This is a genomic window from Roseovarius sp. MBR-51, assembly GCF_053628575.1.
The window spans coordinates 267,509-286,292 of record NZ_JBRJGQ010000004.1; the positions used below are offsets into that span (position 1 = coordinate 267,509).

At 62.6% G+C, this 18,784-nt stretch carries 20 protein-coding genes and 1 other RNA gene; 15 read left to right on the forward strand and 6 right to left on the reverse strand.

From position 1 onward, the window contains the following. Positions 1-55 precede the first annotated feature (55 nt). From betI to ACSSVY_RS07815, 4 genes are all read left to right on the forward strand, one after another. Positions 56-643, forward strand: coding sequence for a transcriptional regulator BetI (gene betI, locus ACSSVY_RS07800; protein ID WP_454268840.1), 588 nt, complete (start codon positions 56-58; stop codon positions 641-643). Beyond that, positions 640-2,148 (forward strand): choline-sulfatase, encoded by a 1,509-nt coding sequence (betC, locus tag ACSSVY_RS07805; protein ID WP_454268841.1) that lies wholly within the window; start codon positions 640-642, stop codon positions 2,146-2,148. The genes betI and betC overlap by 4 nt, the downstream gene beginning before the upstream one ends. A gap of 73 nt (positions 2,149-2,221) precedes the next feature. Then, entirely contained in the window at positions 2,222-3,880 is a 1,659-nt protein-coding gene (gene betA / locus ACSSVY_RS07810; RefSeq protein WP_454268842.1) for a choline dehydrogenase, read from the forward strand. A gap of 63 nt (positions 3,881-3,943) precedes the next feature. Next, positions 3,944-4,627, forward strand: coding sequence for a thermonuclease family protein (locus ACSSVY_RS07815; RefSeq protein WP_454268843.1), 684 nt, complete (start codon positions 3,944-3,946; stop codon positions 4,625-4,627). A 115-nt stretch (positions 4,628-4,742) separates the two neighbouring features. On the opposite strand, the gene ACSSVY_RS07820 is transcribed toward ACSSVY_RS07815, so the two are convergent. Then, entirely contained in the window at positions 4,743-5,435 is a 693-nt protein-coding gene (locus tag ACSSVY_RS07820) for a metal-dependent hydrolase (RefSeq protein WP_454268844.1), read from the reverse strand. A 146-nt stretch (positions 5,436-5,581) separates the two neighbouring features. On the opposite strand from ACSSVY_RS07820, the gene gatC reads away from it, so the two are divergent. The 6 genes from gatC (at position 5,582) to ACSSVY_RS07850 (ending at position 9,790) form a co-directional block, all read left to right on the forward strand. Then, the gene (gene gatC, locus ACSSVY_RS07825) at positions 5,582-5,869 is read left to right on the forward strand and encodes an Asp-tRNA(Asn)/Glu-tRNA(Gln) amidotransferase subunit GatC (RefSeq protein WP_040651348.1); all 288 of its coding nucleotides are present in this window, start codon (positions 5,582-5,584) and stop codon (positions 5,867-5,869) included. Then, complete coding sequence (gene gatA, locus ACSSVY_RS07830; protein ID WP_454268845.1) at positions 5,869-7,356, forward strand: Asp-tRNA(Asn)/Glu-tRNA(Gln) amidotransferase subunit GatA; 1,488 nt, start codon at positions 5,869-5,871, stop codon at positions 7,354-7,356. The genes gatC and gatA overlap by 1 nt, the downstream gene beginning before the upstream one ends. Before the next feature lie 38 nt (positions 7,357-7,394). Continuing rightward, positions 7,395-8,126 carry a hypothetical protein gene (locus tag ACSSVY_RS07835; protein ID WP_454268846.1) on the forward strand — a complete coding sequence of 244 codons (732 nt, stop codon included), beginning with the start codon at positions 7,395-7,397 and terminating at the stop codon, positions 8,124-8,126. 64 nt (positions 8,127-8,190) lie between these two features. Further along, positions 8,191-8,823 carry an N-acetylmuramoyl-L-alanine amidase gene (locus ACSSVY_RS07840; RefSeq protein WP_454268847.1) on the forward strand — a complete coding sequence of 211 codons (633 nt, stop codon included), beginning with the start codon at positions 8,191-8,193 and terminating at the stop codon, positions 8,821-8,823. Positions 8,824-8,835: 12 nt separating this feature from the next. After that, an RNA gene (gene rnpB / locus ACSSVY_RS07845) (RNase P RNA component class A) lies at positions 8,836-9,249 on the forward strand. 34 nt (positions 9,250-9,283) lie between these two features. Then, positions 9,284-9,790, forward strand: a complete 507-nt coding sequence (locus tag ACSSVY_RS07850; protein ID WP_454268848.1) for a DUF2244 domain-containing protein — start codon at positions 9,284-9,286, stop codon at positions 9,788-9,790. A 151-nt stretch (positions 9,791-9,941) separates the two neighbouring features. On the opposite strand, the gene ACSSVY_RS07855 is transcribed toward ACSSVY_RS07850, so the two are convergent. Next, the gene (locus tag ACSSVY_RS07855; RefSeq protein ID WP_454268849.1) at positions 9,942-10,400 is read right to left on the reverse strand and encodes a GatB/YqeY domain-containing protein; all 459 of its coding nucleotides are present in this window, start codon (positions 10,398-10,400) and stop codon (positions 9,942-9,944) included. Between the two features lie 161 nt (positions 10,401-10,561). Between ACSSVY_RS07855 and carA the strand changes: the two genes are divergently transcribed. After that, positions 10,562-11,710 (forward strand): glutamine-hydrolyzing carbamoyl-phosphate synthase small subunit, encoded by a 1,149-nt coding sequence (gene carA / locus ACSSVY_RS07860; protein WP_454268850.1) that lies wholly within the window; start codon positions 10,562-10,564, stop codon positions 11,708-11,710. A 95-nt stretch (positions 11,711-11,805) separates the two neighbouring features. Then, a complete protein-coding gene (locus tag ACSSVY_RS07865) occupies positions 11,806-13,740 on the forward strand; it encodes a glycosyltransferase family 2 protein (protein WP_454268851.1) in 1,935 nt (644 codons plus the stop codon). On the opposite strand, the gene ACSSVY_RS07870 is transcribed toward ACSSVY_RS07865, so the two are convergent. Further along, a complete protein-coding gene (locus ACSSVY_RS07870) occupies positions 13,681-14,331 on the reverse strand; it encodes a GntR family transcriptional regulator (RefSeq protein WP_454268852.1) in 651 nt (216 codons plus the stop codon). The genes ACSSVY_RS07865 and ACSSVY_RS07870 overlap by 60 nt on opposite strands. A gap of 101 nt (positions 14,332-14,432) precedes the next feature. Between ACSSVY_RS07870 and ACSSVY_RS07875 the strand changes: the two genes are divergently transcribed. From ACSSVY_RS07875 to ACSSVY_RS07885, 3 genes are all read left to right on the forward strand, one after another. After that, positions 14,433-15,077 (forward strand): pyrimidine 5'-nucleotidase, encoded by a 645-nt coding sequence (locus tag ACSSVY_RS07875; protein ID WP_454268853.1) that lies wholly within the window; start codon positions 14,433-14,435, stop codon positions 15,075-15,077. A gap of 86 nt (positions 15,078-15,163) precedes the next feature. Then, positions 15,164-15,382 carry a hypothetical protein gene (locus ACSSVY_RS07880; protein ID WP_454268854.1) on the forward strand — a complete coding sequence of 73 codons (219 nt, stop codon included), beginning with the start codon at positions 15,164-15,166 and terminating at the stop codon, positions 15,380-15,382. 33 nt (positions 15,383-15,415) lie between these two features. Continuing rightward, positions 15,416-16,618, forward strand: a complete 1,203-nt coding sequence (locus ACSSVY_RS07885) for a UbiH/UbiF family hydroxylase (RefSeq protein ID WP_454268855.1) — start codon at positions 15,416-15,418, stop codon at positions 16,616-16,618. Positions 16,619-16,621: 3 nt separating this feature from the next. Here ACSSVY_RS07885 and ACSSVY_RS07890 read toward each other — a convergent pair whose 3' ends face one another. From ACSSVY_RS07890 to ACSSVY_RS07900, 3 genes are all read right to left on the reverse strand, one after another. Further along, positions 16,622-17,749 carry an aminotransferase class V-fold PLP-dependent enzyme gene (locus ACSSVY_RS07890; protein WP_454268856.1) on the reverse strand — a complete coding sequence of 376 codons (1,128 nt, stop codon included), beginning with the start codon at positions 17,747-17,749 and terminating at the stop codon, positions 16,622-16,624. Between the two features lie 64 nt (positions 17,750-17,813). Continuing rightward, positions 17,814-18,272 (reverse strand): Lrp/AsnC family transcriptional regulator, encoded by a 459-nt coding sequence (locus tag ACSSVY_RS07895; protein WP_454268857.1) that lies wholly within the window; start codon positions 18,270-18,272, stop codon positions 17,814-17,816. Then, positions 18,269-18,724, reverse strand: coding sequence for an Lrp/AsnC family transcriptional regulator (locus tag ACSSVY_RS07900; protein WP_454268858.1), 456 nt, complete (start codon positions 18,722-18,724; stop codon positions 18,269-18,271). The genes ACSSVY_RS07895 and ACSSVY_RS07900 overlap by 4 nt, the downstream gene beginning before the upstream one ends. Between the last annotated feature and the right edge of the window lie 60 nt (positions 18,725-18,784).

Sequence of the window (18,784 nt, forward strand, 5' to 3'; positions counted from 1 at the left end):
CGAGTCAATTAAACACGATTAGGCCAGTCTGGCAACTGGTCTTTGGAGGGGGTGCATGCCGAAAATTGGGATGGAGCCGATCCGGCGCAGCGCGCTGGTGGAGGCCACGATTTCAGAGATCGGCGCGCATGGCAGTCTGGATGTGACGGTGGCGCAGATTGCCCGGCGGGCGGGCATGTCCTCGGCTTTGGCGCATCATTATTTCGGCTCCAAAGAGCAGATGTTCGTGGCCGCGATGCGCCATATCCTCACGCTTTATGGGGCGGAGGTGCGCGGCGCGCTGATCATGGCCAAGACCCCGCGAGACCGGATCGAGGCCATCATCCGCGCCAGTTTCACGCCTGCGCAATTCCGCGCCGAGATGGTGTCGGCCTGGCTCAATTTCTATGTGCAGGCGCAGCGCTCGGACGAGGCGCGGCGTTTGCTGCACATCTATCAGCGGCGGCTGCGGTCGAACCTGCATCACGCCTTTCGTGCGTTGGCCCCGGATGAGGCGCGCACGCTGACGCGTGGCCTCGCGGCGATGATCGACGGGCTTTATATCCGTCAGGCGCTGCGCGAAGGGCCGATGCAGCCCGGCCTCGCGATAGAAGTGCTGCTTCATTACCTCGACACCAGCCTACCCCAGAAGGAGACGCCATGACCGCCCCCAATATCCTGATTTTCATGGTTGATCAGTTGAATGGCACCCTCTTTCCCGATGGTCCGGCCGACTGGTTGCACGCGCCCAATCTCAAGGCGCTCGCGGCGCGCTCCACGCGTTTTGCAAATAGCTATACCGCCTCGCCGCTCTGCGCGCCGGGGCGGGCGAGTTTCATGTCGGGGCTCTTGCCGTCGCGGTCCCGCGTTTATGACAATGCCGCCGAATTCGCCGCCGATATTCCCACCTATGCGCATCACCTGCGCCGCGCGGGCTATCAGACCTGCCTGAGCGGCAAGATGCATTTCGTGGGCCCCGATCAGTTGCACGGGTTCGAGGAGCGGTTGACCACCGACATCTACCCCGCTGATTTCGGCTGGACGCCCGATTATCGCAAACCCGGCGAGCGGATCGACTGGTGGTATCACAATATGGGCTCGGTGACGGGCGCGGGTGTCGCGGAAATCTCGAACCAGATGGAATATGATGACGAGGTGGCGTTTAACGCGCGGGCCAAGGTCTATGATCTGGCGCGGGGGCTCGATGCGCGGCCGTGGTGTCTGACGGTCAGCTTCACCCATCCGCATGACCCCTATGTGGCGCGCAAAAAATACTGGGACCTCTATGAGGACTGCGACCATCTGCTGCCAGAGGTTCCGGCCATGGCGTATGCCGATCACGACGCCCATGCGCGCCGGATTTTCGACGCCAATGACTGGCGCAATTTTGACATTACCGAAGAGGACATTCGCCGCTCGCGGCGCGCCTATTTCGCCAATATCTCGTATCTCGACGACAAGATCGGTGAGATTCTCGAGGCTCTGGAAGCCACCCGGCAAGAGGCGATCATCCTCTTTGTCTCGGATCACGGCGACATGCTGGGCGAGCGCGGGTTGTGGTTCAAGATGTGCTTTTACGAGGGGTCCGCCCGCGTCCCTCTGATGATCTCGGCCCCAGGTATGGCACCGGGGCTGATCACCGATCCGGTCAGCAATATCGACGTCTGCCCGACGCTCTGCGAATTGGCCGGGGCGGATATGTCCGAGGTGATGCCGTGGACCGAGGGGCAATCGCTGGTCTATATGGGGCAGGGGGGCACGCGCGAGGCGCCGGTCGCCATGGAATATGCCGCCGAGGCGTCCCAAGCGCCGCTTGTGTCGCTGCGCTATGGCAAGTGGAAATACAACCGCTGCACGCTCGACCCCGATCAGCTTTTCGATCTGGAGGCTGATCCGCACGAGTTGACCAATCTGGCGGCGGACCCCGCCCATGCCGGAACGCTGGCGCAATTGCAGGCCAAGGCCGCGGCGCGCTGGGATCTTGCCGCCTTTGACGCCGCCGTGCGCGAAAGTCAGGCGCGCCGCTGGGTGGTCTACGAGGCGCTGCGCAAAGGCGGCTATTACCCATGGGACTACCAACCGCTGCAAAGGGCCTCTGAGCGGTACATGCGCAACCACATGGACCTCAACGTGCTGGAGGAAAGCAAGCGCTTCCCGCGGGGTGAGTGATGCGTTCATCGTTCTTTAAATACTCAATTTCGGCCGGGTTCGGCAGGGATTGCGCGCAAGGAAAGAGAGACTGATGCAAGCCGATTATGTCATCGTTGGCGCAGGCAGCGCGGGCTGTGCCATGGCCTACCGTCTGGCCGAGGCAGGCAAATCCGTGCTGGTAATCGAGCATGGCGGCACCGATGCCGGACCGTTCATCCAGATGCCCGGCGCGCTGAGTTACCCGATGAACATGAAACGCTATGACTGGGGCTACCTGAGCGAGCCAGAGCCGCATTTGGGCAATCGTCGCCTTGCCTGTCCGCGGGGCAAGGTGATCGGCGGCTCGTCCTCGATCAATGGCATGGTCTATGTGCGGGGCCATGCGCGCGACTATGACCATTGGCGCGACGAGGGCTGTGATGGCTGGGGCTATGCCGATGTGCTGCCCTATTTCAAGCGGATGGAAAACTGGCATGACGGCGGCCATGGCGGCGATGCGGGCTGGCGCGGCCATGATGGCCCGCTGCATGTCAGCCGGGGGCGGCGCGACAACCCGCTGGTGCGCGCCTTTGTCGAGGCGGGCAAACAGGCGGGCTATCCCGAGACCCATGATTACAATGGCCATCAGCAAGAGGGGTTTGGCCCCTTTGAGATGACCGTCCACAAAGGCCAGCGCTGGTCGGCGGCCAATGCCTATCTGCGGCCTGCGCTGAAACACGGCAATTGCGATCTGGTGCGGGGGCTTGTCACCCGCGTGGTGATCGAAGGGGGGCGCGCGGTGGGCGCCGAGGTGATCATCAAGGGTCACAAGCAGGTCGTGCGGGCCCGACAAGAGGTGATCCTTGCTGCCTCCTCGCTGAATTCGCCCAAACTCTTGATGTTGTCCGGGATTGGCCCGGCTGCGCATCTGGCGGAACACGGCATCCCGGTGGTCGCCGACCGTGCGGGCGTGGGCCAGAACCTACAGGATCATCTGGAGCTTTACATCCAGATGGCCGCAAGCCAGCCCGTCAGCCTCTACAAATACTGGAACCTCTTTGGCAAGGCTTGGGTCGGCGCGCGCTGGCTCTTGAACAAGAGCGGGCCGGGGGCCAGCAACCAGTTTGAAAGTTGCGGCTTCATCCGCTCGGGCGCGGGCGTGGATTATCCCGACATCCAGTATCATTTCCTGCCCATCGCCGTGCGCTACGATGGCAAGGCCGCCGCCGAGGGGCATGGCTTTCAGGCGCATGTCGGCCCCATGCGCAGCCCGTCGCGCGGGGCCGTGACCCTGCGCAGCGCCAATCCCGCCGATGATCCGGTGATCCGCTTCAACTACATGAGCGAGGCGCAGGATTGGGAGGATTTCCGCACCTGTATCCGCCTCACCCGCGAGATTTTCGCACAAAGCGCCTTTGCGCCCTATGTGAAGCATGAGATTCAGCCCGGTGCGGCGGTGCAGAGCGACGATGAGCTTGACGATTTCATCCGCGAACATGCCGAGAGCGCCTATCACCCCTGTGGCACCTGCAAGATGGGGCGCGCGAGCGATCCGATGGCGGTGGTCGACCCAGAGGGCCGGGTGATCGGGGTTGAGGGGCTGCGCGTGGCGGATTCGAGCCTGTTTCCGCGCATCACCAACGGCAATCTCAACGCGCCCTCGATCATGGTGGGCGAAAAAATCGCCGATGCCGTGCTGGGCCGCAGCCCGCTGCCGCCCGAGAATGCAGAGCCTTGGATGCATCCCGATTGGGCGCAGAGCCAGCGGTGAACCGTTAACCTTTTGTTCACCTTCTGTCTTGAATGACGGGCGCGGCCTCTTGCATAAGGGGGCATGTTAAGAATTTGTTTACTCATCGTTCTCGGTCTGGTCCCGCTCTCTGCGGCGGCGGCGGAGGAGTTTGGCGGCCCTGTCCGGGTCATCGACGGCGATACGTTCGACGTGGGCGAGGTCCGCGTGCGGCTGCACGGGATCGACGCGCCGGAACTGGGGCAGATCTGCACCAACACCGATGGCGAGACCTGGGATTGCGGCACGTGGGTGGCCGAAGAGGTACGCGCCCGCATTGAAGGCCGCGCGGCGCGCTGCGAGGCGGTGGAGAAGGACCGCTATGACCGCACCGTCGCGCGCTGCACGGTGGTGGGGCAGGATGTGGGCCGGATGCTGGTGGCGGATGGTCTGGCGCTGGCCTATCGCAAATATTCGATGGCCTATGATCTGGATGAAAAGGCCGCTGTGGTTGCGGGGCGCGGGCTGCACGAGGTGCTGATGGCCCGCCCCGAGGATCACCGCCGCATGGTGCGCGAAGAGCGCGCGGCAGAGGCCCAAGCAAACGCGCCCGCGCCGCAAGGGGGCTGCGTCATAAAGGGCAATCGCAGCGGATCGGGCAATCAGATTTATCATATGCCCGGACAGGCGGATTACGACGCGACGGTCATCACCGAGGCCAAGGGCGAACGCTGGTTCTGCTCCGAGGCCGAGGCCCGCGCCGCAGGCTGGCGGCGCGCCAAACGCTGAGCTGGGCCTGACGCCTCGGGCTTGCCCCGGGGCCTCTTAGCTTGTCACGCGAGGCCCCGGGGCAAGCCCGGGGCGTGAGTTGAGTATTTTTGGAACAGTGAAAGGCGCGCGGCGCTCAGAGCGTGATCGGCTGCATCACCTGCGGTTCGATCACATCGACCCCCGGCAGGGCCGCCGCCAAAGCGTCGGCGGATTGCTCGAGGATCGGGAAAGTCCGGTAGTGGCAGGGGATCACCGTCTTGAAGTCAAAGAAGGTCTTGGCCGCATAGGCGGCGCGGCGCATGTCCATGGTGAAATGCCCGCCTGCGCAGAGAATCCCAATGTCGGGCGCATGCAGCGCGTTGAAGACGCCCATATCGGCCATCACATCGGTATCGCCCGAGACATAGATCACATGCCCTTCGCCTGCGATCATGTAGCCACATTCGCTGCCGGTGACCTGCGGCCCGGCGTCGGTTGCGATCGAGGTGGAATGGGTGGCATGCACCATCGTCACCTGCACCCCGCCCAGATCGACCGTGCCGCCCTTGTTGAAACCGACGGTCTGGATATTCTCCTTGGCCTCCCAATGGGACATGAGGTCATATTGCCCCACGACCGGCACGCCGAGGCGTTTGGCCAGAGGCAACACATCCGCGACATGGTCGAAATGCGCATGGGTGAGCAGGATATGGGTGGCCCCCTCGGTGGCGGGGCGATGTTGATCCTCGGGCAGCATCGGGTTGCCGTTGAGCCATGGGTCAAGGAGCAGGACCTGTCCGCCGATTTCGATCCGGAAAGAGCTGTGGCCGAGCCATGTGATGTGCATTTTTATCTCCGCTTGTTTCCTGATTGCGTTATCTTAGCGGTCCAGCCGCTCAAGGAAAGGGGCGGATGGTGCTGCGCGCCGCGATCCGCTTGCGCCCACGCGGCCCCGGCGGTAAACGCAGGGCAAACGGATCATGGGAGAGGCTCATGTCGATTGATCTCGAAACCGCCGCCAAGGTGGCCAAGCTGGCGCGGATTGCTGTCAAGGACGAGGCGCTGCCGGCGCTGGCCGATGAATTCAACACGATTCTCGGGTTTATCGAGCAGCTGAACGAGGTGGATGTGTCGGGCGTGGAGCCGATGACCTCTGTTACGCCGATGCGGTTGCGGCGGCGCGAGGATGTGGTCAATGACGGCAATCAGCAGACGGCGGTGCTGTCGAACGCGCCGGATGCGCGCGAGGGCTTCTTTGCCGTGCCGAAGGTGGTGGAATAATGACCGAGTTGAACAGACTGACGATTGCCGAGGCGCGCGATGCGCTGCGCAAGGGGGATGTGACGAGCCTCGAGTTGACCGAGGCCTGTCTCGCGGCGGTAGAAGGGGCTGGGGCGCTCAATGCCTTTGTGCATCACACGCCCGATCTGGCGCGGGCACAGGCGCAGGCGGCGGATGCGCGGATTGCCAAGGGCGATGCGCCCGCGATGTGTGGCATCCCGTTGGGCATCAAGGATCTTTTCTGCACCAAGGGTGTGCCAAGCCAAGCTGCGAGCCGGATTCTTCAGGGGTTCCTGCCTGAGTACGAGTCGACCGTATCGCAGAACCTGTTTGATGCGGGTGCAGTCATGTTGGGCAAGCTCAACATGGACGAGTTTGCCATGGGATCGTCCAACGAAACCTCATGCTATGGCAATGCCGTCAATCCGTGGCGGCGCGGCAATGACGCGGCGGCGCTGACCCCCGGTGGATCGTCGGGCGGGTCGGCCAGCGCCGTGGCCGCCGACCTCTGCCTTGGGGCGACCGGCACCGACACGGGCGGCTCGATTCGCCAACCTGCGGCCTTCACTGGCATCACCGGCATCAAGCCCACATATGGCCGCTGTTCGCGTTGGGGGATCGTGGCCTTTGCCTCAAGCCTCGATCAGGCCGGGCCGATGACAAAGACGGTGCGCGATAGCGCGATCATGCTGGGCGCGATGTGTGGCTTTGATCCCAAAGACAGCACCTCGGCCGATATTCCCGTACCGGATTTCGAGGCGATGCTGACGGGCGACATTCGCGGCAAGGTGATCGGCATACCGCGCGAATACCGGATGGAGGGCATGCCCGCCGAGATCGAAAAGCTGTGGTCTGATGGGGCCGATATGCTGCGCGCCGCCGGGGCAGAGATCCGCGATATCAGCCTGCCGCATACGAAATACGCACTGCCCGCCTATTACGTGATCGCGCCTGCCGAGGCGTCAAGCAACCTCGCACGCTATGACGGGGTGCGCTATGGCCACCGGGCCAAGCTGGCGCAGGGCGATGGCATCACGGAAATGTATGAGAAAACCCGCGCCGAAGGCTTTGGCGCGGAGGTGCAGCGCCGCGTGATGGTGGGCACCTATGTGCTCTCGGCCGGGTTCTATGACGCCTATTACAACCGTGCCCGCAGGGTGCGCGCGCTGATCAAGCGTGACTTTGACGACGCCTTTGCCGCTGGTGTCGATGCGATCCTGACACCGGCCACGCCAAGCGCCGCCTTTGGTCTGGGCGAGATGACCGATGCCGATCCGGTGCAGATGTATCTCAACGACGTCTTTACCGTGACGGTCAACCTCGCGGGGTTGCCGGGCATTGCCGTGCCCACCGGGCTGGATGGCAAGGGTTTGCCGCTCGGGCTGCAACTGATCGGGCGGCCTTGGGAAGAAGGCGATCTGCTCAACACCGCCTATGCGCTCGAAGCGGCTGCAGGCTTTGTGGCCAAGCCCGCGAAATGGTGGTAAGGCGCGGGTCGATAGAGTTTTTGGCAGGATTAGGACAGATGCGGTTCACTCTTGGTTTGGTCGCCCTCGTGGCGCTTGTGGCCTGCGCGCCCGCAGTTCCCGATAGCGGTGCCGGGGTCGGGTTTCAGGATTATGGTAGCTATGAGCGTGAGAAAGCGGCGCGCGAAGCCGCCTTGGCGCAAGGTGGTTTGCCACCGCCCGATGCGGTCTCGACCGAGCCGCTGAACGCCACAGGACAGTCCATGTCGGCGGGGTCCGATGATGCAGCGGCCATCGCGGCAGACGCGCGTGCCGCTCTTGATGCGGCGGCGGCCAATTCCGGTGAGGTGCCGCTACAGGCAAGCCCGTCCAACCCTCCGCCCGCAGTCGAGAATGCCGCCGGGATCTCAGAAGAGAATAATTTTGATGCCGTTGGCGCAGAGCGTTCCATCGAAGAGGATGCCGCGCGGATTGCCAATAATCGCGCGCAATATCAGGTGGTCCAGCCGCAAGCGATTGGCAGCCGTCCCAATGACGTTGGTCCCAATATCGTGGAATATGCGCTGAACAGTAAACATGCCGTGGGCACGCCGGTCTATCGACGGATCGGATTGAGTGCGTCGAGCAAGTTCGAGCGGAATTGTGCGCAATACCCGTCTTCGGATCAGGCGCAGTTGGATTTCCTGCGGCGTGGTGGGCCGGAGAAGGACCGCCAAGGTCTTGACCCCGACGGCGATGGCTATGCCTGCGGGTGGGACCCGCGCCCGTACCGCAATGCGGTGCGCGGCTGACAAGCCCGTGATCTCGCGCCCCTCGCCCAATTTCGGTCCGCGCCGAGGGGGCGTGTGGCCGGACATGATTGTCTTGCATTACACGGCGATGGCGACCACAGAGGCGGCGCTGGAGCGCCTCTGTGATGCGCAGGCCGAGGTGTCGGCGCATTACCTGATCTGCGAACATGGCCGCGTCTGGCAACTGGTCGAGGAGGGCGCGCGCGCCTGGCATGCCGGGGCTGGGCAATGGGGGGATGTGACGGATGTCAATTCGCGCTCCATTGGAATTGAGTTGGCGAACACTGGGGCGCATCCGTTTTCCGAGCCGCAGATGGCGGCGCTTGAAGGGGTGATGGCAGGGATCATGGCGCGTTGGGATATTGCGCCCGCGCGCGTCATTGCCCATTCCGACATGGCACCCGCGCGCAAATGCGATCCGGGGCCACGTTTTGACTGGCTGCGGTTGGCGCGGCAGGGTTTGTCGATCTGGCCCGAATTTTTGGCAGAGGCTGAGGTCGCGCCCGCGCAATTCGCCCGCGATGCCGCGCACTTTGGCTATATCCAGGCCGAGGGCGTCAGCGACGCCGATATCCTGCGCGCCTTTCGCCTGCGGTTTCGCCCGATGGCCTCTGGCCCGCTGGAGCCGCAGGACTGCGCGCTGATGGCAGACCTCGCCGCACGCTTCGCCGTTGACCGCACCGCCCCAAGCGCCTAAGTCAGCGCTTGCGCGGAGGGCCGGATGGCCGCGGCACCTGCAAGGGTGACGAGGAAAGTCCGGACTCCACAAGACAACGGTGCCGGGTAACGCCCGGCTGGGGTAACCCAAGGGAAAGCGCCACAGAGAAGAGACCGCCCCCGAGTGATCTGGGGTAAGGGTGAAACGGTGGGGTAAGAGCCCACCGCGGGACGGGCAACCGGACCGGCACGGCAAGCCCCACCGGGAGCAATGCCAAATAGGGACCGCGCGCGGGGGCTGGTCCCGGACCCCGGTCCGGGATACCGCCCGCAGGCACGTCTTGGCCCGGCGGTCCGGGTTGGCAGCTAGAGGGGCGTTGGCAACAACGTCTCAAGAGGAATGGTCATCCAACCCCGGATCACGGTCCGGGGTGGACAGAATCCGGCTTATAGGCCCTCCGCGCCCTTTTCATTTTCCACCGGCGGGTTAAAACCCCGACATGCCGTATGAATGGACCACGCCTCGCACCGAGGCAGACACAGATGTGACCCTCTCGCTCTGGCCGCACCGGTCGCTGCCGCGTCGGGGGTTTGCTGCCTTTGTGCTGGCCACCTTCACGCTCATCACCGTCCCGCTCTATCCGCTGCTAGGCACGGCGGTGCTTTGGGGGCTGTTGCCCTTTTTGCTCTTGGCGGTCGGTGGGGTGTGGTGGGCGCTGGAGCATAGCTATCGCACCGCGCGGCTGCGTGAGGTTTTGACTATCGCGCCCGAAGACGTGCATCTGGTGCGCACCAATCCGCGCGGTAATGTGCAGGAATGGACCTGCAACCGCTATTGGGCGCAGGTCACCATGCATGACACGGGCGGGCCGGTGGCGCATTACCTGACGCTCAAAGGGGCGGGACGCGAGGTCGAGATCGGGGCGTTCTTGTCCGAGGAGGAGCGCAAGGTGCTTTACGGCGAATTGCTCCGCGCGCTGCGCCCGCCTGCGCCGCTGGCCGGGTAAGGGGGCGCGAACGATTGGGCCTGATGATCCCAGAAGCATGACTTTGGCGTGACCCTTGCATGACGGCGCATACCGCCGCAGTGGTCTGCGTCTGGAGGATCGGGGAAAGGCAACAATTGGTCATCACGGACGAACTGCCCGGTCGATGCGCCTAACCGAGGCGGGTTTTGACTTGTGGGCCGACCGCGCCGAAATCCATTTGTCCGGCATGACGATCCTTGAGCTTGCCCATGATCTTGCCCATGTCGCGGATCGTGCTGGCCCCAACGTCGCTGATCGCCTTGTCGATGGCTGCGCTGACCTCGTCCTCTGTCAGTTGACGTGGTAGAAATTCTTCGATGACCTTGATTTCGTCGCGTTCCCGTTCGGCCAGATCAAGACGCCCGCCCTCTTCATAGGCGCGCACGCTCTCGTTGCGTTGCTTGGTCATCTTGGCGAGAATGGCCAAGATGTCGGCATCGCCGACAGGCGTGGCTCCGTCAGCGCTTCGGCCGGCAATTTCTTGATCCTTGATTGCAGCGTTTATCAGGCGAAGCGTTGCCAGCCGGTTTGCCGCCTTGTCCCGCATGGCCTGTTTCAGCGCCTGATCGACCCGGTTGCGCAATTCCATTCCAGTTCATCCCCATGATCTTTACAAGAGGAGGAGCCTAACGTTAATGGGGTGTGATGGCAACTGCCTGACGTGTCGGTCAGCGGGGCAACTGGGCCTTGACCCGACCGGGGCACGCCCGTAGGTATGCGCAAATTTGCCCGCGCCGGAGACTCGCACCCATGGCCCACGCCTCCACTCCCCGCCCGACTGCCTGCCTTGCCCTCGCGGATGGTTCGCTCTTTTACGGCTACGGGTTTGGCGCGGTGGGCGTGACCACGGCAGAGCTGTGCTTCAATACGGCGATGACGGGCTATCAGGAAATCATGACCGATCCCAGCTATGCCGGGCAGATCGTGACCTTCACCTTTCCGCATATCGGTAACACCGGAGTGAACATCGAGGATGATGAGACCGCCGAGCCTGTGGCCGAAGGTATGGTGGTGAAATGGGACCCGACCGAGCCGAGCAATTGGCGCGCGCAAGAGCATCTGACAAGCTGGTTGACCCGGCGTGGTCGGATTGCGATCGGGGGGATAGATACCCGTCGCCTCACCCGCGCCATTCGGCAGCAGGGGGCGCCGCATGTGGCCCTTGCCCATGATCCTGAGGGAAATTTCAACGTTGAGGCGTTGGTGGCACGGGCCCGCGGCTTTCGCGGGCTGGAGGGCATGGACCTGGCCAAGGATGTGACCTGCGCGCAATCCTATCGCTGGGATGAAATGCGCTGGGCCTGGCCCGACGGATATCTGCGTCAGACCGAGGCACGGTATAAGGTGGTCGCAGTCGATTACGGCGCCAAACGCAACATCCTGCGCTGTTTGGCAAGTGCCGGGTGTGACGTGACCGTCCTGCCTGCGACGGCTACCGCCGAGGATGTGCTGGCGCATTCACCGGATGGTGTGTTCCTGTCCAATGGACCCGGTGATCCGGCGGCGACCGGAAAATATGCCGTGCCGATGATTCAGGGTGTTCTGGAGACGGGGCTGCCGCTTTTTGGTATCTGTCTCGGGCATCAGATGTTGGCACTGGCCCTCGGGGCGCAAACGATCAAGATGAACCACGGACATCACGGGGCCAACCACCCGGTCAAGGATCTGGAAACCGGCAAGGTCGAGATTACCTCTATGAATCATGGCTTTGCCGTTGATAGTCAGACCTTGCCTGCAGGGGTTGTCGAGACGCATGTCTCGCTTTTTGACGGATCGAATTGTGGTATCCGGATCAAGGATCGTCCTGTGTTTTCGGTTCAGCATCACCCCGAGGCCAGCCCCGGACCGCAAGACAGTTTCTATCTGTTCGAGCGGTTTGCGGCCTCAATGGCGGATTAAGCCGACAGAAAGTCGTCTCTGTTAACTTCTCCTTAAAACATCGTTAACCAACGGCGCGGTAGCGTTCCTTGAACCGAATGGGGAAAGGGCGCAGCATGGGAATTTCCGAACTCCGCCACATGGGCGCGCACGGGTCTGGAGCGCGGGTGCCGATCAATCCGCTGGGGCGCGCCCTGGTTCGGGCCGGTGCCATCAGCCGATCCGATGCCGCCTTGGCCGAGATGGTGCGGCGGCATTGCGATACGTCCCTCGACCGCATTCTGCAGGCTGAGGGGCTGGCGACTGAAGAAGATTTGCTCGCCGCCCACGCCCGCCGCCTGTCCAGCCAACGGTTGACGGCCCAAGACCTCGCGGTTGCCGACCCTGTTGACGCAGGCATCGACCCACGCATTCTGCTCAAATATGGCGTGCTGCCTTTGACCGGAGCCTCTGGGGCTACGGTTCTGGCCACGGGTGGGCCAGAGAGCCTTGCGGCGTTGCGCCCATCCTTGCCCAAATCGTTGGAGCGTGCGCGCGCAGTAATGGCGCCGCGCCACGCGATTCAGGACCGCATCGCCCAAGAGCACCGTGACCTCTTGCGAGAGAGGGCAGAGGCCCGCGTGCCGGAGACTGAGAGTTGCCGCACCTGGGAGGGAGCGTTTGACCGCCGCTTGCGGATAACATTGGCCGGTCTGGCCGGAATCGCAGTGCTCAGCCTTGCGTTTCCGGTGATGATTTTCGCTCTCTTTGCCTTTTGGGCATGCTTTACCCTTGTGGTGTCTGCCGGGCTCAAGATCGCTGCATTTGTGGCGCATCGTGTGGCCGAGACAGCCACTCCGGCGCTCGATCCCCGATCCCAACGTCCCCTGCCCAAAGTGTCGATCCTTGTACCACTCTTTCGCGAGACCGAAATCGCGCATGCGCTCATTGCCCGGCTGAGCCGCCTCACATACCCGAAGTGCCTGCTCGATGTGATCCTCGTGCTCGAAGAGGAGGATGATCTGACCCGTCAGACGCTGGCGGGTATCGACCTGCCGCCGTGGGTGCGGCCCGTGATCGTGCCCGATGGCAAACCGCGCACCAAGCCGCGCGCGATGAACTTTGCGTTGGATTTCTGCGAAGGCGACATCATCGGCATTTTCGATGCCGAGGATGCGCCCGATGCTGATCAGATCACTGTTGTCGCCCGTCGGTTTCAGCAGGTGCCGCGCGAGGTGGCCTGCCTGCAGGGGATATTGGATTATTACAACCCCACACAGACTTGGTTGGCGCGTTGCTTTACCATCGAATACGCCACCTGGTTCCGCACTCTTATGCCCGGTATGGCGCGGCTGGGGCTGGCTATTCCGCTTGGGGGCACCACGCTTTATTTTCGGCGCGATGTGCTCGAAGAATTGGGCGGATGGGACGCGCATAACGTGACCGAGGATGCCGATCTGGGCTTTCGTCTGGCACGGCATGGCTACCGCACGGAAATGATCAATACCGTGACCGAGGAAGAGGCCAATTGCCGCGCCTGGCCTTGGATCAAGCAACGCTCTCGCTGGCTCAAGGGCTACATGACCACCTATCTCGTGCATATGCGCCAGCCCCGATTGCTTTATGCGCAGCTCGGGCCGCGCAAGTTCTGGGGGTTTCAGGCGCATTTCGTCTCGGCGCTCTCACAATTCCTGCTGGCGCCGTTCTTGTGGTCCTTTTGGCTGGTGCTGCTTGGCCTGCCGCATCCGCTCGACCCGGTTCTGCCGCGTGGGCTGCTGGTGGGATTGGGCAGCCTCTTTCTGACGGTCGAGGTTCTGAATGTCTGCATTCACATGGCGTCTGTCGCGGGGCCGCGTCACAGACACCTGATGGCATGGGCACCGACCATGCATTTTTACGCACCCTTGGGGGCTATTGCCGCCTATAAGGCGCTGTACGAGCTGATCCTCAAGCCGTTTTTTTGGGATAAGACCACGCATGGCCTGTCAGTCGCCGCCCGAGGGCGGCGCACGTCAGACGGTGGATTTGACCTCTCCGGAATCAAGCTTGAGCCGGGTCACAAAGGCCTTTGAAATATGATCGCGCAGGGCCTGTGCCGCAGCCTTGCCATCATGGGCCTCGATCGCCACGACGATCGCGTCATGTTCGCGCAGCGCGTCCTCATCCCGACCCACCGCCGCAAGTGACGTGGTCGCCAAAAGCGCCATCGAGCGATGCACAAGATCGAGTTGTTGCACCAGAAAGCGGTTGTGCGAGGCCAAGTGAATCTGCTTGTGAAACCGCCGGTTGGCGCGCGCGAGTTCCACCGGCTTGCCCAAGAGCGCGCGATCATCCTCGACCATATCACGCAACACGCGCACCTCTTCGGGCGTGGCATGGCGCGCGGCCAGCTCTGCCGCCAGTCCCTCCAATTCGGCGCGCACCACGTAAAGCTCTGCCAACTGGTTGTAATCCAACGAGGATACAATCAGGCTGCGCCCATCCCGGCTCAGCATGGATTGCGTCTCGAGTCGTTGCAACGCCTCGCGGATGGGCGTGCGCGAGACACCGAAGCGTTCGGCAAGATCGCTCTCGACCAGTCGGTCACCGGGTTTGAAGATGCCAACATCTATTGCCTCAAGTATGAGCGAATAGGCATCGGTAGGGGGCGGTTTCATCAGCATGTCCGTTTCTTCTGATTGTTGGTGGGAACCTTACGCGCTTTGGGCGCGGGATCAAGCCTTGGGCGATTGCACGCCATGTCGCGGCCGCCTATATCTGCGCCATGCCCAAGACAGATTTTTCTCACATCCGCACATGGGTCTTCGACCTCGACAATACGCTCTATCCTCCTTCGGCACGGCTCTTTGACCAGATCGAAGTGCGGATGACGCAGTTTGTGATGGACACGCTTCGCGTGACCCATGCAGAGGCGGATAAGTTGCGGCATCACTACTGGCGCGAGCATGGCACGACACTGGCGGGGTTGATGCGGCTGCATGATCTTGATCCGGGGCCATATTTACAGTCTGTGCACGATATCTCGCTTGATCATCTGGAGCCGGACGCCGCGCTGAATGCAGCTATTCGCGCATTGCCGGGACGCAAGATCGTCTATACCAACGGCTCAGCACCCTATGCGGAACGGGTGATCACGGTGCGCGGACTGACCGGGACGTTTGACGCGGTTTACGGCGTGGAACATGCCGGATATCGACCGAAACCCGAGGCCGAAGCGTTTGAGATCATACTGAGGCAGGATGGGAGCGCGCCGCAAACTGCGGCCATGTTCGAGGATGACCCGCGCAATCTTGCGGCGCCGCATGCCATGGGAATGCGCACCGTGCATGTGGCGCCCGAACGGATCGAGGCAGAGCACATACATCACCACACCGATGATCTGGGCGGATTTCTGGCGGCTCTGGTCTGAGCGCTGCGGCGATACGTCCCTTTGAACTCGGCGGGTGGGGCATATCTATGCGGCACGAGATTCATCTTTGACCCATGAGGCCCGACATGACCGCGACCACAGCCCCCAGCAATGCCAAGCAAGCCCTCGCCAAGAGCCACGATCCCGACGCCGCCGCCGTTGGCCCGATCCTGCTGAGCGTGGCGGTTTTTCTGGCCGGATGGGCCACAAGTATTGTGCTTTGGGGCATTCCGGGGCTTTATATTCCGGCACTGGCCCTTGTCCCGGTGATCTGGGTTATGCTGATTTTGATCTCGCGCGGCTGAGCAAGCGCTCGACCGCTTTCGGAGGCTCTGAGAATGGCGCAGGCAGACTATGATATCGTGGTCTCGGGCGGCGGTGTGGCCGGTCTGACGGCGGCTGCGGTTTTTGGCGGCGCGGGGTTTTCCGTGCTCTGCGTTGATCCCGCGCCACCTGTGACCGCGCGTGATGCCGAAGGGTCTGACTTGCGCACTACGGCGTTCTTGCAACCCGCACAGGCGCTCTTGGATCAGGCGGGCCTCTGGGCGCGGCTGGCCCCTTTTGCCACCGACCTGCAAGTGATGCGGATCGTTGATGCGGGCGGCGAGGTGCCCGAACCGCGGGTCGTGCGCGAGTTCAACGCCAGCGATATTTCCGAGCGCCCCTTTGGCTGGAACCTGCCCAACTGGCTCTTGCGCCGCGAGATGGCGGCGCATCTGGAAAGCCTGCCCTCGGTTACGTTCCGGCCCGGCACCGGCACGACCACGCTCTTTACCCGCGAGGCGGAGGCGCGCGTGGGGCTGACTGACGGTGCCCGCGTGCGATGCCGTTTGGTGATTGCCGCCGACGGGCGCAATTCACCGATCCGTGAAGCGGCAGGTATTGGTGTGAAAACAACACGTTATGGGCAAAAGGCGCTTGCCTTTGCCGTCACGCATCCGATCCCGCATGACAATGTATCGACCGAAGTTCACCGTTCTGGTGGGCCGTTCACTCTTGTGCCGCTCCCTGACCACGAGGGACGGCCGTCGTCGGCGGTCGTCTGGATGGAAGAGGGACCAGAGGTGGTTCGCCTGGCTGCGCTGCCGGTGGCTGAATTCGAGGCCATGATGAACGCCCGCTCCTGCCAGCTGTTTGGCCCCCTGACGCTGGCGTCGCGCCGCACCGTCTGGCCGATCATCAGCCAAGTGGCCGAGCGCATGTCAACCGAGCGGGTGGCGCTTGTGGCTGAGGCTGCGCATGTGGTGCCGCCAATTGGTGCGCAGGGCCTCAACATGTCATTGGGCGATATGCGGGTATTGCTGGAACTGGCGGAGGCGAACCCTGAGCGTTTGGGCGACCGCCAGATGCTCGACACCTACCATCGCCGCAGGCATTGGGAAGTGCAGGCGCGCGTGACGGGGATCGACTTGCTCAACCGCGCCTCGATGCTGAGCGCACAGCCCCTGCGGGATGCACGCGCGCAGGCGTTGAGTGCGATCTATTCGCTGGCCCCGGTGCGCAAGACCCTGATGAAGATGGGACTTGGGGCGCGGGGGTGAGGCTCAGAGCACCTTAGCAAGCACCACCTCTAGCCGCTTCAGCGCTGCGGGCACATCGTAGAGCTTATCAAGGCCAAAAAGCCCGAGGCGGAAGGTGCGGAAACCCTCGGGCTCGCCCACTTGCAGCGGCACGCCTGCGGCAATCTGCATGCCCTCTGCCATGAATTTCTTGCCGTTCTGAATGTCGGGATCGCTGGTGTAGCTGACGACCACGCCGGGCGCACCAAACCCCTCGGCGGCGACAGACATCACGCCGCGCGCGGCCAGCATGGCGCGCGCGCCATTGCCCAAGTCCCATTGCGCATCGCGCAGACGCTCGAACCCATAATCGCGGGTCTCGATCATCGTATCGCGGAACCCGCGCAGCGCGTCTGTGGGCATGGTCGCGTGATAGGCATGGCCGCCATTTTCATAGGCCTGCATGATCGCGCGCCATTTCTTGAGATCGAGCGCGAAACTGTCCGACGTCGTCTCTTCCAGCCGCGCCACTGCACGGGCCGAGAGCATCACCAGACCGGCGGAGGGAGAGGCCGACCAGCCCTTTTGCGGCGCGGAAATCAGCACATCGACGCCCGTGGCGCGCATATCGACCCAAGCACAGCCCGAAGCGATGCAATCGAGCACCAAGAGCGCACCAACCTCATGTGCGGCATCGGCCAAGGCGGTGATATAATCATCGGGCAGGATCAGACCGGCAGAGGTTTCCACATGCGGTGCAAAGACCACATCGGGCTTTGCTTCGCGGATCTTGGCCACGACCTCGTCGATAGGCGCAGGCGCAAAGGGCGTCGTTGCCCCGTTGCCGGTTTGCCGCGCCATACACACGGTGGTGTCAGAGGTGAACTGACCCGCGTCGAAAATCTGGCTCCAGCGGAAGGAAAACCAGCCGTTGCGCACGATCAACGCATGCGCGCCGCGCCCGAATTGCCGCGCCACGGATTCCATCGCATAAGAGCCACCGCCGGGCACGAGCACCACGGCATCGGCGGCATAGACGTCCTTGAGCATGGATGAAATGTCGCGCATAACCTCTTGAAAAGAGGCAGACATATGGTTGAGCGAGCGGTCGGTGAACACCACCGAATATTCCAGCAGGCCATCGGGATCGACGTGGTCGAGCAGGGCAGTCATGGGATGTCTCCTCTATCTTGCGGGCAAGATGGCGCGGGATGGCCCATAAGTCCAGTGCGTCACGTCAGCCAATCGGCCCCGGACGACGTTCCTCGCTCAAGAGTACATTGGCCTCGACATCGCCGACCCCCGGCAGGGTCATGATCCGGCGGCGCAGGACGCGCTCGAAATCGGAAATGTCGCGGGCCACCACGCGCAGGCGATAGTCATAGAGGCCCAAGATATGTTCGACCGTCTGTACCTCGGGGATTGCCGATACCGCACGTTCGAAATCCTCCAGGCTGACCCGGCCCTTGGTGGCGAGTTTGACTCCAAGGAACACCGTGACGCCAAAGCCCAGCTTTTCGTGATCCAATTCAAGGCGTTGCCCTTTGATCACGCCGGTTTCGCGCAGGCGGTTGATACGCCGCCAAGCCGCAGGTTGCGATAGGCCGAGGATGCGGCCGACAGCGCTTGCGGATTGCGTGGCGTCACGCACGAGTTCACGCAGGATCAGGCGGTCGGTGGTGTCGAGTTCGATCATAGCGGCAACACCTCGTCGGATTTGATCCGGGCGACATGCATGAGCGCCTCGATATCGGCAATATGGGGCAGGGTGAGAATGGCGCTGCGATACAGTTGCTGATAATGCGCCATATCGCGGGCTATGATCGACAGCCGAAGATCAACGCGGCCGAGAAATGTTTGAATTTCAAGAACTTCCGGGACATCTCTGGCCGCTGCCGTGAATTCGTCAAAGGCGCGTGGTTGGGTTTTGTCCAACGTGATGCGAAGCGAAACCTCGACTTCATAGCCAAGGGCACGCCAGTCGATGACGGCGCGGTTGGCACGCAGTATCCCGTCTTCCTGCATACGTTCCAACCGACGTGTGCAGGTCGCAGGTGCCACACCTGATCTCTCCGCCAACTCGGCGGGTCCGAGAGTCGGTGCATGCTGATATTGCCGCAGAATGCGGCGGTCTGTGTCGTCAAACATGATATTTTTGTCAATTGTGAGTTTGTGAATGATTGCACAAAAATTACTGGATTTCAAACC

Bases quoted from the DNA above. Each gene is read 5' to 3' on its own strand.
- betC (WP_454268841.1), top strand. From the start codon at position 640: ATGACCGCCCCCAATATCCTGATTTTCATGGTTGATCAGTTGAATGGC.
- ACSSVY_RS07835 (WP_454268846.1), top strand. From the start codon at position 7,395: ATGCGGTTCACTCTTGGTTTGGTCGCCCTCGTGGCGCTTGTGGCCTGC.
- ACSSVY_RS07870 (WP_454268852.1), bottom strand. From the start codon at position 14,331: ATGCTGATGAAACCGCCCCCTACCGATGCCTATTCGCTCATACTTGAG.
- ACSSVY_RS07820 (WP_454268844.1), bottom strand. From the start codon at position 5,435: ATGCACATCACATGGCTCGGCCACAGCTCTTTCCGGATCGAAATCGGC.
- ACSSVY_RS07840 (WP_454268847.1), top strand. From the start codon at position 8,191: ATGATTGTCTTGCATTACACGGCGATGGCGACCACAGAGGCGGCGCTG.
- ACSSVY_RS07895 (WP_454268857.1), bottom strand. From the start codon at position 18,272: ATGATCGAACTCGACACCACCGACCGCCTGATCCTGCGTGAACTCGTG.
- ACSSVY_RS07855 (WP_454268849.1), bottom strand. From the start codon at position 10,400: ATGGAATTGCGCAACCGGGTCGATCAGGCGCTGAAACAGGCCATGCGG.
- betI (WP_454268840.1), top strand. From the start codon at position 56: ATGCCGAAAATTGGGATGGAGCCGATCCGGCGCAGCGCGCTGGTGGAG.
- ACSSVY_RS07875 (WP_454268853.1), top strand. From the start codon at position 14,433: ATGCCCAAGACAGATTTTTCTCACATCCGCACATGGGTCTTCGACCTC.
- ACSSVY_RS07815 (WP_454268843.1), top strand. From the start codon at position 3,944: ATGTTAAGAATTTGTTTACTCATCGTTCTCGGTCTGGTCCCGCTCTCT.
- ACSSVY_RS07890 (WP_454268856.1), bottom strand. From the start codon at position 17,749: ATGACTGCCCTGCTCGACCACGTCGATCCCGATGGCCTGCTGGAATAT.
- ACSSVY_RS07850 (WP_454268848.1), top strand. From the start codon at position 9,284: ATGCCGTATGAATGGACCACGCCTCGCACCGAGGCAGACACAGATGTG.
- carA (WP_454268850.1), top strand. From the start codon at position 10,562: ATGGCCCACGCCTCCACTCCCCGCCCGACTGCCTGCCTTGCCCTCGCG.
- ACSSVY_RS07900 (WP_454268858.1), bottom strand. From the start codon at position 18,724: ATGTTTGACGACACAGACCGCCGCATTCTGCGGCAATATCAGCATGCA.
- betA (WP_454268842.1), top strand. From the start codon at position 2,222: ATGCAAGCCGATTATGTCATCGTTGGCGCAGGCAGCGCGGGCTGTGCC.
- ACSSVY_RS07865 (WP_454268851.1), top strand. From the start codon at position 11,806: ATGGGAATTTCCGAACTCCGCCACATGGGCGCGCACGGGTCTGGAGCG.
- gatC (WP_040651348.1), top strand. From the start codon at position 5,582: ATGTCGATTGATCTCGAAACCGCCGCCAAGGTGGCCAAGCTGGCGCGG.
- ACSSVY_RS07880 (WP_454268854.1), top strand. From the start codon at position 15,164: ATGACCGCGACCACAGCCCCCAGCAATGCCAAGCAAGCCCTCGCCAAG.
- gatA (WP_454268845.1), top strand. From the start codon at position 5,869: ATGACCGAGTTGAACAGACTGACGATTGCCGAGGCGCGCGATGCGCTG.
- ACSSVY_RS07885 (WP_454268855.1), top strand. From the start codon at position 15,416: ATGGCGCAGGCAGACTATGATATCGTGGTCTCGGGCGGCGGTGTGGCC.